We start from the raw sequence: 14,151 nt of genomic DNA on the forward strand, positions 1-14,151 counted from the left end.
ATCACCTTGTTCCGAACACCCGGGACTCGGCGGCGTCCCAGTCGGCCGGTTTGCCCTGCGGTTCGTAGCGCCGCAGGCGATGGGTGGACCGGACCAGCGCGCGCATGGCGGCCAGGTCCGGGAGGGGCTCGCCCAGTGCACGAGCTTGGACGAGGACGTTGCCCAGAGCCGACGCTTCGACCGGACCGGCCAGGACCGGCAGGCCGCAGGCGTCTGCGGTGAGCTGACACAACAGTTCGTTCTGGGAACCGCCCCCGATGACATGCAGTACGTCGACGTGTCGGTCCGCGAGCTCTTGAGCCGATCGGAGCGTCCGCCGGTAGGCGAGCGCCAGACTCTCCAGCACACACCGCACGATGACACCTTTCGGCGCGTCCCCGATCCGGGCAGGCATGTCACCGGGCGCCAGGAACTCTGGTGCGTCCGGGTCGATGAGCAAGGCGAAGGGTGGCGCGGCAGCCGCTTCGTCGAGCAGCCGGGGCAGGTCGTCGTCCTGCCAGACGCGTTGGCACTCCTGGAGAATCCAGAGCCCCATGACGTTGCGCAGGAAGCGGATCCGCCCATCTACTCCGCCTTCGTTGGTGAAGTTGGCGAGCCGTGCCTGCTCGGTCAGCACGGGCGCATCCAGCTCCAGTCCCACCAGGGACCACGTCCCCGACGAGATGTAGGCGAACCGTTCCTCAGAGGCCGGCACACTCACCACAGCCGATGCTGTGTCGTGTGAGCCGACCGCAATCACCGGGGTGCCTGCGTAGTCGCCAATCACGTCACCCGGCTCCCACAGCTGCGGCAGCAGGCGGGCAGGGACCGCCACGCGCTGTGCGAGCTCCACACTCCACGCGCGGCGGCGTACGTCGTACAGCTGGGTGGTGGAGGCGTTGGTGCGTTCCGCACCGATCACGCCGGTGAGCCAGTACGCGAGGAGGTCGGGGATGAGCAGGAGAGTCTCGGCCTGTTCCAGCAGGCGCTCGGCCTTCAACTGGTACAGGGTGTTGATCGGCAGTTGCTGCAACCCCGTAATCTGGTACAGCTCGTCGCCCGGCACTTCCTGGAGCGAGATGCTTGACCGGCCATCGCGGTAGTGGAACGGGTTGCTCAGCAGCTGACCGGTCGCGTCCAGGAGGCCGTAGTCCACGGCCCAGGAGTCGATGCCGAGCGAGTCGACCGCACCCGCGGCGCGCAGGCCGTCGAGCATGGAGCGGTAGAGGTGCAGGATGTCCCAGTGCAGGGAGCCGCGGAGGTCGACCGGGCCGTTCCAGAAGCGGTTGACCTCGGTCAGGCGCAGCAGGTCGGGGCCGACCTCGCCGAGCATGACGCGACCGCTGGACGCACCCAGGTCGACCGCCGCGACGCGCTTCATACGACGGTGAGCTCGAGGCGGAGGAGGTCGGCGACGGCCTCCAGGTCTTTGACGCGGTGGCCGGTACCGAGCGCCCAGTGATGCGCGACGCCGGACGCTGACCACTCGTCGGTCCACTCACCCGGGTCACGCCCGAAGTCCACCCGCGACGTCGTGTTCCCGATCTGCAGCAACGGCCCCGGTACGACGGTCCCCTCGGAGGCAATGAGGTGGAACGTCCCATCGCGCCGTTGGCCCAGCCCGCACAGCGTGACCGGGCCTTGGCGAACGTCGAACTCGACGGACACACCCCAGCCGCGCTTGCCGTGGTAGACGCCCAGCCCACGCAGCAACGGCTTGGCCGCACTGATCGCCAGATGCGCCGGTCCGTCGTGCCCCATCTCCACCACGTTGTCGTGGAAGTTCAGCGCCTGCAGTTCGGTGAACGAACCGCCCGCCCCGAGCTTGTCCATCACCAACATCGCCAGTGAGGTCCGCAGCTCGTACTCACCCGCTGCAGGGACGCCCCGCGCAGTCAGCAACGACGCCCCAAGGATCATCCCGGCAGCAACGCGTTCGTGCGCCTCACCGTCCAGACCGCGGTGGTAGTAAGCCAGCGTGGTCAGGTCGAAGTCCTCCACCAACCGGTCCAGCGCGACCGACACCGTCGCACCCCAGCGGAAGTCGTCTTCGACGACGGAGTCGTCCAGTGTGAAGACCTCCCGCGCCAACGCAATTCTGGCGTCCGTCTCGGCGGAGGTGACCTTCTCGACCCGCACCCGCAGGTCGTCGATCTCCAGGATCTCCACGTGCCCGCCGAGCTGTGCGGACACCAGCGTCGGGTCCGTGACCACGTCCATCATCCCCGGGTACAGATGCCCGAGCAGGCCGTGCCGACCGTGCCGGAACGCAGCCCGTACGCCGGCCGCCCGGATCCACCGGTCGATCCGCGCCCACGCCCGCTCGTCCTCCAGGTACCCGGACACCGAGCGGAAAGGCACCCCACACCGCTCGAACGCGTTGGCCATCTCCGGCAGCGGACAAGCCCCGCAGTACGCCAGCCACGCACCGGTGTCGAAGGTCGCGTGATCCATCGACTCCGTCGGCTGCAGGTTCAGCAGCAGCACCGGCGAACCACTCCGCTGCGCGACCGGTACCAGCATCGACGCAGTCATGTACGTGGTCAGGAAGCCCACGATCAGGTCGCAGTCCGCCACTCGCAGCTTCTCCGCGGCCGCAGCACCTTCCTGCGCGTCGGAGATGAACCCAACGTCCACAACCTCGCAGTCCAGTGCGGTGAACCGCTCAGCCACCCGCCGCGCAGACGCCTGCAACTGCGGCAGCAGAGAGGGGAACTGCGGCCAGTAGGCGCCAAGGCCGCCTGCGACAAGGCCTACGCGGGTCTTCCGTGGCTCGACCCACGGCAGACCGCCGTGTCCGTCGACCGACCGCTCTGGCTCCGCACTCCACATCACGGGCTCCTAGCGCAGGAACGCGGCAGCTACGCCGGCATCGACGGGAACATGAAGACCAGTGGTGTGGCTGAGATCCCCACCCACCAGGGCGAAGACGGCCGCCGCCACGTTCTCCGGCAGCACCTCCCGCTTGAGCAGCGTCCGCTGCGCGTAGAACGCCCCCAGCTCCGACTCCGGTACGCCGTACACGGCCGCCCGCTGGGCACCCCAGCCCTTCGCGAAGATCCCAGACCCCCGTACGACGCCGTCCGGGTTCACGCCGTTGACGCGGACGCCGTACTCACCGAGCTCGGCCGCGAGCAGCCTGACCTGGTGCGCCTGGTCGGCCTTGGCCGCGCCGTACGCGACGTTGTTCGGTCCGGCGAAGACGGCGTTCTTGCTGGAGATGTAGACGATGTCGCCGCCGATCCCCTGGTCGATCAACACCTTCGCAGCCGCGCGGGAGACCAGGAACGATCCCTTGGCCATCACGTCGTGCTGCAGGTCCCAGTCACGTTCAGTTGTCTCCAGCAACGACTTGGAGATCGAGAGGCCGGCGTTGTTGACCACCAGATCCACGCCACCGAAGGCGAGCACAGCCTCCTGGAACGCGAGGTCCACCGCGGATTCGGAGGAGACATCGGCGCCCACGGCAACAGCGACATCGGCCGAGCCGATCTCCTTTGCCACCGCTTCGGCGGCTGCCAGGTCGAGGTCCGCGATCACGACACACGCGCCCTCGGCCGCAAGCCGCTGCGCGATCGCCTTGCCGATACCCGAACCAGCGCCAGTCACCAAAGCAATCCGGGTCGCCAGCGGCTTCGCCTTGGGCATCCGCTGCAGCTTGGCCTCCTCCAGCGCCCAGTACTCGATCCGGAACTTCTCCCGTTCGTCGATCGGCGCATACGTCGACACCGACTCGGCGCCGCGCATCACGTTGATCGCGTTCACGTAGAACTCGCCGGCCACCCGGGCGGTCTGCTTGTCCTTGCCGAAGCTGAACATGCCGACCCCGGGCACGAGCACGATCGCCGGATCCGCGCCCCGCATCGCCGGGCTGTCCGCGTCCGCGTGCCGCTGGTAGTACGCCGAATACTCCTCGCGGTACTCCGCGTGCAGCTCCTTCAACCGCGCAACCGCGTCCTCGACCGACGCACTCGGCGGCAGGTCGAGTACGAGCGGCCGCACCTTCGTCCGCAGGAAGTGATCCGGGCACGACGTCCCGAGCGCAGTCAGCGACGCCAGCTTCTCCCGCGCGGTGAACTCCAGGACCACCTCTGAGTCCGTGTAGTGACCCACCTGCGGCTTGTCGGTCGACGCGAGTCCGCGGATCACCGGAGCCAGCGCCGCTGCGCGCGCCCGGCGCTCGTCCACCGGCAGGGCCTCGAAGCCAGGAACCACGGCACCGAACGGTTCCGCGACACCACGGTCGGCGAGGAAACGTTCCGCCGTCCGGATGATCTCCAGGGAGTTCGCCTCGCACTCGTCCGAGGTCTCGCCCCAGGCCGTGATGCCGTGACCGCCGAGGATGCAGCCGATCGCGGCCGGGTTCTCCCGCTTGACCGCGGCGATGTCCAGGCCGAGCTGGAACCCGGGCCGCCGCCACGGCACCCAGACCACCCGGTCCCCGAAGCATTCCGCGGTCAGCTTCTCCCCGTCCGCCGCCGTCGCCAGCGCGATCCCGGAATCCGGGTGCAGGTGGTCGACATGCGGCGCATCGACCATGCCATGCATCGCGGTGTCGATCGACGGCGCCGCTCCGCCCTTGCCATGCAGGCAGTAGTCGAACGCGGCCACCATCTCGTCCTCGCGGTCCACCCCCGGGTACACGTCGACCAGCCCGCGCAACCGGTCGAGTCGCAGGACTGCGAGACCCTTTTCAGTGAGCGTGCCGAGATCGCCACCGGATCCCTTCACCCACAGCAGCTCGACCGGCTGCTGAGTCACCGGATCGGTCTCGGTCCCCTTCGCCGACGTGTTCCCGCCGGCGTAGTTGGTGTTCCGCGGGTCCGCACCCAGTCGGTTGCTCCTGGCAACGAGTTCCATCACGCTCCCCATCCGGCCTGCTGGCCGTCGGCACGGTCCTTGACGATCTGCTCGAAGTACCCACTGCGCTGGTACGCCTTGATCGGTTCGGGGTCGAGACCCTGCGACTCCCGCAACTCGGCCAGCAGCGGCCGCACATCGGTGTTGTAGGCATCCATCAGTACGGCGTTCGCCTCCAGCACGTCACCTTCCAGCTGAGCCTTCTTCAATGCCTCGCGATCGACGAGCAACGCCTTCGCGGTCGCCTCCTGGACGTTCATCACCGAGCGGATGATCGCGGGGATCTTCACCTCGATGTTGTGACACTGGTCGAGCATGAAGGCGATCCCGCGATCGGGATCGAGCGCGTCACCGCGGACGATCTCGGACATGATCCGGAACAACTGGAACGGGTCGGCCGACCCGACCATCAGGTCGTCGTCGGCATAGAACCGGCTGTTGAAGTCGAACGCGCCGAGCTTCTTCACCCGCAGCAGGAACGCCACGATGAACTCGATGTTCGTCCCCGGCGCGTGGTGCCCGGTGTCGATACAGACCTCGGCCTTGGGGCCCAGCTCGAGACAGTGCGCGTACGACGTTCCCCAGTCCGGTACGTCGGTCGTGTAGAAGGCCGGCTCGAACAGCTTGTACTCCAGCAGCATCCGCTGGTCGTCACCCAGCCGCTCATAGACTTCGCGGAGAGCTGTCGCGAGGCGGTCCTGCCGGTCCTGGATGTCGTCCTGGCCCGGGTAGTTCGTGCCGTCGGAGAACCAGAGCTTGAGGTCCCGCGACCCGGTCGCATCCATGATGTCGACGCATTCGAGCAGGTGGTCAGTGGCCTTGCGCCGTACCCGGGGGTCGGGGTTGGTGACGCTGCCGAGCTTGTAGTCGTCGTCCTGGAACACGTTGCTGTTGATCGCACCGAGCCGCACGCCCTGCTCTTTCGCGTACGCCGCCAGCTTCGCGTAGTCGTCGACCTTGTCCCAGGGAATGTGCAGCGCGACGCTCGGAGCAACCCCCGTGAACCGGTGGACGACGGCCGCGTCGGCGATCTTCTCCTCCGGCGACCGCGGCACGCCCGGCTGCGTGAACACCTTGAACCGGGTGCCGGAGTTGCCGAACGCCCACGAAGGCAGTTCGATCTCCTGGCGTTGAAGAGCATCCTGCACGCTGGTCATAAGGTCAGTCCTCCGTCAGGTGAAAGATCTCGGGCAACAGCACGAAGGACTCGTCCGGCTGCCCCGCGGTGAAGAACTCCGTCATCTCGGCCTGCCAGCGGGCGTTCACCTCGGTGGCGGCCATCGCCCGCTGCGCCGCGTCCAGGTCCGGCGATTCGACGTACCCGATCAGTAGTCCGTCGTCGCGCAGGAAGAGCGAGTAGTTGTGCCACCCGGCTTCGCGCAGCGCTGCCTGCATCTCCGGCCAGACGTCGCGGTGCCGCTCGACGTACTCGTCCAGCCGGTCCGTGCGGACCTGGAGGCAGAAGCAGTAGCGCTGCATCAGAAGTTGAACTTGTCGATGTTGTCGGCGGTGAACTCGGTCGGCGGGCCGAGGACGATCTCACCGTCCGCGCCGACCGTGTACTCGCCGAGCTTGCCGGCCTTGAACTTCTCGCCTTCGGCCCCGGTGATCTGGCCCGAGCTCATCGCCGCACCGGCGTACGCGGCCAGGTAGCCGATGTCGGCCGGGTTCCAGAGCGCGAACTTCTTCACCGTGCCGTCCTTGACGTACTGGCGCATCTGGTTCGGCAGGCCGAGCCCGGTGATCGCGACCTTGCCCTTGTAGCTGGAGGCGCTCACGTACCGCGAGGCGGCCGCGATGCCGACCGTGGTCGGGGAGACGATCACCTTCAGGTTCGGGTAGGTCTGCAACAGACCCTGGGCCTCGGTGAACGACTTCTGATCGTCGTCATTGCCGTAGGCAACCTTGACCAGCTTCAGCTTGCTGTTCTCCGGCTTGGCCAGCTCGGTCTTCATCACCTCGATCCAGGAGTTCTGGTTCGTGGCGTTCGGGGTCGCGGACAGGACGGCGATCTCACCGGAACCACCGGCCAGCTCACTCGCCATCTTCACCAGGCTCTCGCCGATGCCCTGCGTGGTCGCCTGGTTGATGAAGGCGTCCCGGCAGGTCTTCGAGGCGTCGGAGTCGAAGGTGACGACCTTGATACCGGCTTTCCTCGCCTGATTGAGCGAGGGGCAGACCGCGTTCGGGTCGTTGGCCGCGACCACGATCACGTTCTGCTGCTGCTGGATCAGCGTGTTGATGTAGCTGACCTGCGAGGACGCGCTGGCGTCGTTCGGCCCGACCAGCTTGTACTCGCCCTTGATCTCGCCGACCGCGACCTTGCCGCCGCCCACCTCGACATCGGTGTACGGGTTGTTCAGCTGCTTCGGGAGGTAGGCGATCTTCAGCCCCTCCTTCAGCGGGGCGTTCGGATCCGCCTTGCCCGCCGTGCTCTCCGGGGCTTTGGTCTCGCCCTCGGTGCTGGACTTCGTCGTACCGCCGCAGGCAGTCAGCGCCAAGAGCGCCACCGCGACGGTGAGAGGCTTCCGCATGGTTCGTCCTTTCAGGTACGACGTTTGAGCAGATTGGGACCGAGCACCGAGGCGATCAGCAGTACGCCGGTCACCACGTTCAGCGCCTCGTTGGACACATCGGACAGCCGGAGCGCGTTCTGCAACGAGCCGAGCAGAACCACGCCTGCGATGACTCCGGGCAGGGCGCCCTTGCCACCGAAGATCGAGACACCACCGAGCAGTACGGCGGCGACCACGGCCAGCTCGAGTCCGGCGCCGTTGTCGGCGCGCGCGCTGGAGTAGCGCAGCGTCCACAGCACCCCGGCAAGACCCGAGATCACCCCACTGACGACATACAGCCAGAACTTGAGTCGACCTGGCCGGATCCCGGCGAACCGGGCTGCCTGTTCACCAGCACCGACTGCGAAGACAGCCCGGCCGACCGGGGTCGCGTGCAGGATCACGCCGAAGACCGCGGCCAGGACGATGATCACGATCAGCACGTTCGGGATCGCCGTACCGGCAATGGTTCCGGTCACCCAATCGGTGTAGAGGCTTGGGAAGTCGGCGACTGCACCGTCGCCGAGGACGACGAAGGCCAGGCCGCGGTAGAGCGCCAGCGTGCCGATGGTGACGGCCAGGGAGGGCAGGCCGAGCACGGTGACGAAGAAGCCGTTGACCGCGCCCAGGACCGCGCCGAGCAGCAGGCAGAGCGGGATGATCGTCTCGATCGGCTGGTTCGCGTTCCACAGGTAGCCCATGAAGGCGCTGGACAGACCGAGCGTGCTGGCAACCGACAGATCGATCTCGCCGGTGACGATCACCAGGGTCATCGGGAGCGCGACCAAGGCGATCGGCAGCAGGTCGAGGACCAGGAAGCCGAAGTTCTGACCCGTACCGAAGTTGTCGACACTCGCGGCGGCGATGATCAGCACCAGGACCGTGATCGCGATGATCGCGACGTTCCAGTTCGCCAGCCGTCCGACGCGAGTGTCCGTGAGCTCAGCTGACATGGGAGCCTCGCTTCTTCAGACCGGCCGCGACCCGTACGGCGACCAGCCGGTCGGCGCCGATCGCGAGCAGGATCAGGCCACCGACGATCGCCTGCTGCCAGAACTGGTTGATCTCGAGTACAGCAAGCGCGCTACCGATCGTTGTCAGCAGCAACGCTCCGAGCGCTGCACCCCAGACCGAGCCGCTACCACCGAAGACCGCGACCCCTCCGACCACCACTGCCGCGACCACGTTGAGTTCCTGGCCGGTCCCGGCCGCGGCGTCGATCGTGCCGAACCGTGCAGCGAACAGAACCCCAGCCAGCCCGGCCAATGCGCCACTGACGACGAACGCACCGACGGTACGGCGTGCGACCGGGATGCCGGCCAACTGTGCCGCCTGCGGGCTGGACCCCATCGCATACAGCTCACGGCCGACGCGATAGTTGCGCAGGACAACGCCGGTCACGACCAGCGTGAGAAGAGCGATCAGCACTAGCAGCGGAATCCCTAGCAGGGTTGCGTTTCCGAAGCTCAGGAAGCCGGGTGGGAGTTCGTCGGCGTTGATCTGACTGCCACCGGCCCAGAAGTACGTCACGCCCCGAATCACGTAGAGCGTGCCGAGGGTGACCACGAGCGCGGGGATATTGCCGTACCGGACCAGAACGCCGTTGACGACACCGCAGACCCCGCCGACAGCGGCGCCGAGGAGCAGCGCCAGCACGACCGGGATCCCCGGATTGTGTTGCAGCAACGTGCCCACCGTGAAGGCGCTCAGGCCGAGAACCGAGCCGACCGACAGGTCGATGTTGCGGGTGATCACCACCACGGCCTGGCCGACCGCCAGCACGGCCAGGATCGCGGTGTTGAGCAGGATGTCGCGGATGCTCTGCCCGGACAGGAAGCGTGGGTTGGAGATCGCGGTGACCGCGACCAGCAACGCGAGCGCGATCACGATGCCCAGCTCACGAGCACGCAGTACGACGCTCAACGTGTTGCGGCGCGCGACAGGCAGTCCGACAGCCGTCATACCGTCGCCTCCTGACCGGTGGCGGCGAACATGACCGACTCCTCGGTCGCCTCGATGCGGCTCAGTTCAGCGACCAGGCGGCCTTCGCGCATCACCAGCACGCGATCGGCCATCCCGAGCACCTCGGGCAACTCCGACGACACCATCAGGACGGCGACTCCTTCCGCGGCGAGGCTGGACATCAACCGGTGCACCTCGGCCTTGGTACCGACGTCGATCCCGCGGGTCGGCTCGTCGACGATCAGCACCTTCGGATCGGTCGCGAGCCACTTGGCGAGCACGACCTTCTGCTGGTTACCGCCGGAGAGCGTGCCGACCTCGTCGGAGAGACGTCCGTACTTCGTCTTCAGGCGCTCGGTCCATTCCTTGGCGGATCGACGTTCGTTGCTACCGGTGAGGAAGCCGAGCTGGGACAGCGAGCGGGATCGGGGGAGCGTCACGTTGCGCTCGATCGACAGCTCCATCACCAGGCCCTGCTGACGGCGGTCCTCGGGGACGAGCGCGACCCCAGCGGCCATGGCCTGCTTGGGGTTCTTCGGCTTGAGCGTCTTGCCGAGCACCTCGACCGTGCCGGCGTCGCGCGGGTCGACGCCGAAGATCGACTGCACCACCTCGGATCGGCCGGAGCCGACCAGACCGGCCAGCGCGACGATCTCACCCGCACGGACCTCGAACGAGATGTCCTTGAAGACCGGGTCGCGGGTCAGGCCGTGGACCTTGAGCACGGTGGCGCCCGGAGTGACGTCCTGCTTGGGGAAGAGCGCGTCGAGGTCACGGCCGACCATCCGGCGGACCATCTCGTCGACGCTGGTGTCTTCGAGGAGGTCGGTCGCCACGTGCTTGCCGTCACGCATGATCGTGACCCGCTCGCAGAGCGCGGTGATCTCCTCGAAGCGGTGCGAGATGAACAGCAGCGCGGCGCCGTCGTCGCGCAGCGATCGGGCGACCGAGAACAAGCGCTCGACCTCCACGCCGGTGAGCGCCGCGGTCGGCTCGTCCATCACCACGACCCGGGCGTCGACGGACAGCGCCTTGGCGATCTCGACGAGTTGCTGATCGGCGATCGACAGGCCACGGGCCGGGCGGTTCGGGTCGATGCTCACGCCCAGGCGGGTGAAGAGGCGCTCTGCCTGGCTGACCATGGCGGCACGGTCGATCGTGTTGAAACGACCCAGTGGCTGGCGTCCCATCGCGATGTTCTCAGCCACCGACAGGTCCGGGAACAGGGTCGGTTCCTGGTAGATCACGGCGATCCCGGCGGCCTTGGCGTCCGCGGGTCCGGTGAGGGCGAGCGCCGTACCGTCGAACTCGAGGGTGCCGGCGTCCGGGCGATGGACGCCGGCCAGCATCTTCACGATCGTGGACTTGCCCGCGCCGTTCTCGCCGACCAGGGCGTGCGCCTCCCCGCCGTACAGGTCGAAGGAGACATCACGAACGGCGGCGACCGCGCCGAACGACTTCGACACGCCACGGACGCGCAGCAGTGCCGTCATCGCGGACCTCCAGCTCGGGGCGGGCTGTGCTTCGGGGTTATGAAAGGTTTCAAAGTCTTGAGGAGGAACGTACGGTCCGGTCGCTGCGGGCGTCAAGAGGTGGAGTGCGGATTGCTCAGATCTCGCGGTACGCTTCCGTTCCTAAGACGTTTCAACGTTTGACCTGATCGGGGAGGTGGCGTGGCGGACGACACCCGGCGCCGCGGGCACACCGCCGGCGTGAAGGCGGTCGCGGCCGCGGCCGGCGTCTCCCTCGGCACGGTCTCGAACGTGCTGAACCGGCCCGAGATGGTCAGCCCGCTGACCCGGGCCAAGGTCGAGGCGGCGATGGCTACGCTCGGCTTCGTCCGCAACGAATCCGCTCGCCAGCTCCGGGCCGGCAGCAGCCGGATCCTCGCGTACCTGATGCTCGATGCCGGCAACCCGTTCTTCACCGACGTCGCGAAGGGCGTGGAGGAGGCGGCTCGCGCGGCCGGTTTGTCGGTCTTCCTGTGCAACAGCAACGAGGACGCCGAGCGTGAGGCCGACTACCTCGATCTCCTTGAGCAGCAACGTGTTCAGGGGGTGCTGATCACGCCGATCGACTCGCACTCCTCGCGACTGCGCAAACTTCCCGCCCGCGGTACGCCGGTCGTCGTGGTCGACCGCGCCATCGACGACGACGAGCACTGTTCGGTCGCGGTGGACGACATCCTTGGTGGTGAGCTCGCGATCGCGCACCTGCTCGAGCTCGGCCACGAGCGGATCGCCTTTGTCGGCGGACCGTTGACGATCGGTCAGGTCGTGGATCGGCGCGACGGCGGGCGCAACGCCTTACGTAAGGCCGGGAACCCCGCGGAGGATCTGATCGAGATCACCACCGGCGCCCTCACCGTCGCCGAAGGTAGGGGCGCTGGGCAACGACTTGCCGGGCTGCCCGCATCCCGTCGGCCGACGGCCGCGTTCTGCGCGAATGACCTGCTGGCACTGGGATTACTGCAGCAATGCGTCAGTCTGGGACTGCGCGTGCCGGAGGATCTGGCCATCGTGGGGTACGACGACATCGAGTTCGCCGAGGCGGCCGCCGTACCGTTGACTTCGGTTCGTCAGCCCCGGCAGTTGCTCGGCCGTACCGCTGCGGAGCTCCTGCTCGACGAGTCGTCGAACCCGGACCACGAGCACCAGCGCGTCACCTTCACGCCGGAGCTCGTCGTACGGACCTCTACTCGTGGAGCGCTACTTACCTAGGGTCAGAGTGGGGTCTGTGGCGACGGCAGCCAGCTGCTGCCAGGTCACATCTGGGTGCTTGACACCCTTGGGGAGCCCGTCGGCGACGCGCTTGAGGCTGTTCATGCCGAGTGCGGCCACGATGACCACCTGGCCGTCGGGGCGGACGTAGCGGATGAACTGGCCGCCGCTCTCGCGGTAGGTGAGGCCTGCAGAGTTCTTCACTGCACCGACCGCGCCGACGGTCACTCGGCGCCCGTTGGGGGCCAACCGTTCGGAGCAGGTCATCCGCAACAGGTCAGGCGTGTAGTTGGGGCCACACCACTTCTCCTTGGGCAGGGCCTGCTTGGGCTGCGCGATGGTGACCCACAGCGCTCCCGTCCCGCCGGACTGCTTCCACAGCTCGCGGAAGGTCACCTGCTTGAGCTCCTTGCCGTCTGCGACAACCGTCGGAGCGATTCTGTCTTTGCCAGGAACATACTTTTGCGACCTGCCGAGGTGTTCCTCCGCGCTGGCGACCACCAGCGCCAGGTACCGCACTCGAATCGCATAGGGCCGCGTGTGATCCACGGGCGTCTCGCTCGTCTGCGCCACCGGCGGCTTGCTGGTCTGTGCCACCGGCGCCTCGGCTGAGGAGGTCGGGAGGTACTGGGCGCCGAGTGCCGCCACTGCGGCGACCCCAGCGGCTGCGGTCACTCCACCAGCGACCCGGCGCCGCCGGAGGCCGCGGCGACCCCGCGCCACGTCAGCGGCCGGGTCGATTGCGTCCGGCGCGAATTCGGTCAGCACGCTGGTCTGCATGCGCTCGCGCAACTCCTGCTCGTTCATAGCTGCTCCTGAGTGAGTACGCCGGGCTCGGTCAACCGAGCGCGGAGATTGTCGAGGGCGCGGGCGGACTGGCTCTTCACCGTGCCAGTGCTGATGCGCAGGTCAGTGGCAACCTCTTCGACGCTCAGATCGAGCCAGTAGCGCAGTACGACGATCCGCCGCTGCCGTGGACCGAGAGCCGCCAGTGCACGGACGAGCTCGTCACGCCCGTCGAGGTCAGGGCCGGGGACGGACTCCTCCGGGAACCGCTCCGATGCCACCTCGCGACGCCACGACCGGCGTCCGGCATCGATGTTCGTCCGCACCAGGGTCTTGCGCAGGTAGGCGTCTTCGGCGCCCTGCCGATGGATCCGCGGCCAGGCCGAGTACAGCTTCACCAGTGCCGTCTGCACCAGGTCCTCAGCGGCGTACCGATCACCGCAGAGCAGGTACGCCGCACCCACCAGACGTGATCGCCGAGCCCGGACGAAGTCCGAGAACTCCTGGTCACGCCGTTCCGCACCACTCATCACTGCCCCTCGCGCCGGTCGATTGCCGATCGTAAAGACGGGCAGGTCCCCGGCCGGGTTGCATCTAGACGCCGTACGACGCGAGGAACACGTCGACCGCGCTCTCCGCGATGGCGTCGAACTCGTTGGGCTTGGGGCGTGCACGGGAGCCGGCGAACATCGCGCGGTTCATCGGTTTGTACATGACCAGGCCGGCGAACTGGTACGCGACGAGGGTCGGGTCGTCGAACTCCCGCAGCAGACCGCGCTCGGTCAGGCCGGCCAGCGCTTGTCCGAGTGTCTCCAGCGACTTCTCGAAACCGCCCGTGAACCAGGCGCCACAGACATCGGGGAAGCGGTCCGCCTCGGCGATGACCAGTCGCCGCAACTGCACGATATTGTCCGCGGTCAGGCTCTCGAGCAGCCGGAACGCCAGCGCCCGCAGGGCTTCGCGCGCATCGGTGGCACCGTTCAGAGTCTCGGCGTACGCCGCCGCCAGGTCGACCGCGAGCACGCCGTTCGTGCCGAGCACGATCTCGGCGAACAGCCGCTCCTTGTTCTCGAACTGCTTGTAGACGGTCTGCTTCGAGACCCCGGCCTTCGCCGCCACCTCGTCCATGCTCGCGCCGAGATAGCCGTGCTGCAGGAACACCTCGGTCGCCGCAGTCGTGATCGCACGCCGCTTCTGGGCGGTCCGGCCCTCCGGAATCTCAGTCATGTCCGAAATCATACTGGACAGTCTAGTTTCCGTCTGGGTACTGTACGGTCTAGTTCCGAACG

General features: G+C 67.4%; 13 protein-coding genes. 1 reads left to right on the forward strand and 12 read right to left on the reverse strand.

Translation table 11 applies throughout. The features are described 5' to 3' along the window. Position 1: 1 nt before the first annotated feature. Genes ACIA49_RS21670 through ACIA49_RS21710 form a run of 9 tightly spaced genes read right to left on the reverse strand, consistent with a single transcriptional unit; the run spans position 2 to position 10,849 of the window. Entirely contained in the window at positions 2 to 1,360 is a 1,359-nt protein-coding gene (locus tag ACIA49_RS21670; RefSeq protein WP_396378993.1) for a rhamnulokinase family protein, read from the reverse strand. After that, positions 1,357 to 2,811, reverse strand: coding sequence for an arabinose isomerase (locus ACIA49_RS21675; RefSeq protein WP_396378994.1), 1,455 nt, complete (start codon positions 2,809 to 2,811; stop codon positions 1,357 to 1,359). The genes ACIA49_RS21670 and ACIA49_RS21675 overlap by 4 nt, the downstream gene beginning before the upstream one ends. A gap of 9 nt (positions 2,812 to 2,820) precedes the next feature. Further along, entirely contained in the window at positions 2,821 to 4,839 is a 2,019-nt protein-coding gene (locus tag ACIA49_RS21680; protein ID WP_396378995.1) for a bifunctional aldolase/short-chain dehydrogenase, read from the reverse strand. Further along, positions 4,839 to 5,996, reverse strand: coding sequence for an L-rhamnose isomerase (gene rhaI / locus ACIA49_RS21685; RefSeq protein WP_396378996.1), 1,158 nt, complete (start codon positions 5,994 to 5,996; stop codon positions 4,839 to 4,841). Before rhaI ends, ACIA49_RS21680 begins: the two co-directional genes overlap by 1 nt. A 4-nt stretch (positions 5,997 to 6,000) precedes the next feature. Beyond that, the gene (locus ACIA49_RS21690) at positions 6,001 to 6,318 is read right to left on the reverse strand and encodes an L-rhamnose mutarotase (protein ID WP_396378997.1); all 318 of its coding nucleotides are present in this window, start codon (positions 6,316 to 6,318) and stop codon (positions 6,001 to 6,003) included. Further along, positions 6,318 to 7,373, reverse strand: coding sequence for a rhamnose ABC transporter substrate-binding protein (gene rhaS, locus ACIA49_RS21695; protein WP_396378998.1), 1,056 nt, complete (start codon positions 7,371 to 7,373; stop codon positions 6,318 to 6,320). The genes ACIA49_RS21690 and rhaS overlap by 1 nt, the downstream gene beginning before the upstream one ends. Positions 7,374 to 7,384: 11 nt before the next feature. Continuing rightward, positions 7,385 to 8,347, reverse strand: a complete 963-nt coding sequence (locus tag ACIA49_RS21700) for an ABC transporter permease (protein ID WP_396378999.1) — start codon at positions 8,345 to 8,347, stop codon at positions 7,385 to 7,387. Then, entirely contained in the window at positions 8,337 to 9,356 is a 1,020-nt protein-coding gene (locus ACIA49_RS21705; RefSeq protein WP_396379000.1) for an ABC transporter permease, read from the reverse strand. Before ACIA49_RS21705 ends, ACIA49_RS21700 begins: the two co-directional genes overlap by 11 nt. After that, positions 9,353 to 10,849, reverse strand: coding sequence for a sugar ABC transporter ATP-binding protein (locus ACIA49_RS21710; protein ID WP_396379001.1), 1,497 nt, complete (start codon positions 10,847 to 10,849; stop codon positions 9,353 to 9,355). The genes ACIA49_RS21705 and ACIA49_RS21710 overlap by 4 nt, the downstream gene beginning before the upstream one ends. Before the next feature lie 180 nt (positions 10,850 to 11,029). Between ACIA49_RS21710 and ACIA49_RS21715 the strand changes: the two genes are divergently transcribed. Then, positions 11,030 to 12,076 carry a LacI family DNA-binding transcriptional regulator gene (locus ACIA49_RS21715; RefSeq protein ID WP_396379002.1) on the forward strand — a complete coding sequence of 349 codons (1,047 nt, stop codon included), beginning with the start codon at positions 11,030 to 11,032 and terminating at the stop codon, positions 12,074 to 12,076. Here the strand turns inward: ACIA49_RS21715 and ACIA49_RS21720 are convergent. From ACIA49_RS21720 to ACIA49_RS21730, 3 genes are all read right to left on the reverse strand, one after another. Further along, a complete protein-coding gene (locus tag ACIA49_RS21720) occupies positions 12,065 to 12,883 on the reverse strand; it encodes a hypothetical protein (protein WP_396379003.1) in 819 nt (272 codons plus the stop codon). The two genes, ACIA49_RS21715 and ACIA49_RS21720, sit on opposite strands and share 12 nt — an antisense overlap. Continuing rightward, positions 12,880 to 13,392, reverse strand: coding sequence for a SigE family RNA polymerase sigma factor (locus ACIA49_RS21725; RefSeq protein WP_396379004.1), 513 nt, complete (start codon positions 13,390 to 13,392; stop codon positions 12,880 to 12,882). The genes ACIA49_RS21720 and ACIA49_RS21725 overlap by 4 nt, the downstream gene beginning before the upstream one ends. 64 nt (positions 13,393 to 13,456) lie before the next feature. Continuing rightward, complete coding sequence (locus ACIA49_RS21730) at positions 13,457 to 14,089, reverse strand: TetR/AcrR family transcriptional regulator (RefSeq protein ID WP_396379005.1); 633 nt, start codon at positions 14,087 to 14,089, stop codon at positions 13,457 to 13,459. Positions 14,090 to 14,151: the final 62 nt, after the last annotated feature.

The organism is Kribbella sp. NPDC051587, assembly GCF_044453945.1.
GTDB lineage: Bacteria > Actinomycetota > Actinomycetes > Propionibacteriales > Kribbellaceae > Kribbella.

What these genes read in the sequence shown, in the direction of transcription:
- ACIA49_RS21675 (WP_396378994.1), bottom strand. Translation starts at nt 2,811, where the DNA reads ATGTGGAGTGCGGAGCCAGAGCGGTCGGTCGACGGACACGGCGGTCTG.
- ACIA49_RS21720 (WP_396379003.1), bottom strand. Translation starts at nt 12,883, where the DNA reads ATGAACGAGCAGGAGTTGCGCGAGCGCATGCAGACCAGCGTGCTGACC.
- ACIA49_RS21690 (WP_396378997.1), bottom strand. Translation starts at nt 6,318, where the DNA reads ATGCAGCGCTACTGCTTCTGCCTCCAGGTCCGCACGGACCGGCTGGAC.
- rhaS (WP_396378998.1), bottom strand. Translation starts at nt 7,373, where the DNA reads ATGCGGAAGCCTCTCACCGTCGCGGTGGCGCTCTTGGCGCTGACTGCC.
- ACIA49_RS21730 (WP_396379005.1), bottom strand. Translation starts at nt 14,089, where the DNA reads ATGACTGAGATTCCGGAGGGCCGGACCGCCCAGAAGCGGCGTGCGATC.
- ACIA49_RS21700 (WP_396378999.1), bottom strand. Translation starts at nt 8,347, where the DNA reads ATGTCAGCTGAGCTCACGGACACTCGCGTCGGACGGCTGGCGAACTGG.
- ACIA49_RS21710 (WP_396379001.1), bottom strand. Translation starts at nt 10,849, where the DNA reads ATGACGGCACTGCTGCGCGTCCGTGGCGTGTCGAAGTCGTTCGGCGCG.
- ACIA49_RS21705 (WP_396379000.1), bottom strand. Translation starts at nt 9,356, where the DNA reads ATGACGGCTGTCGGACTGCCTGTCGCGCGCCGCAACACGTTGAGCGTC.
- ACIA49_RS21670 (WP_396378993.1), bottom strand. Translation starts at nt 1,360, where the DNA reads ATGAAGCGCGTCGCGGCGGTCGACCTGGGTGCGTCCAGCGGTCGCGTC.
- rhaI (WP_396378996.1), bottom strand. Translation starts at nt 5,996, where the DNA reads ATGACCAGCGTGCAGGATGCTCTTCAACGCCAGGAGATCGAACTGCCT.
- ACIA49_RS21725 (WP_396379004.1), bottom strand. Translation starts at nt 13,392, where the DNA reads ATGAGTGGTGCGGAACGGCGTGACCAGGAGTTCTCGGACTTCGTCCGG.
- ACIA49_RS21680 (WP_396378995.1), bottom strand. Translation starts at nt 4,839, where the DNA reads ATGGAACTCGTTGCCAGGAGCAACCGACTGGGTGCGGACCCGCGGAAC.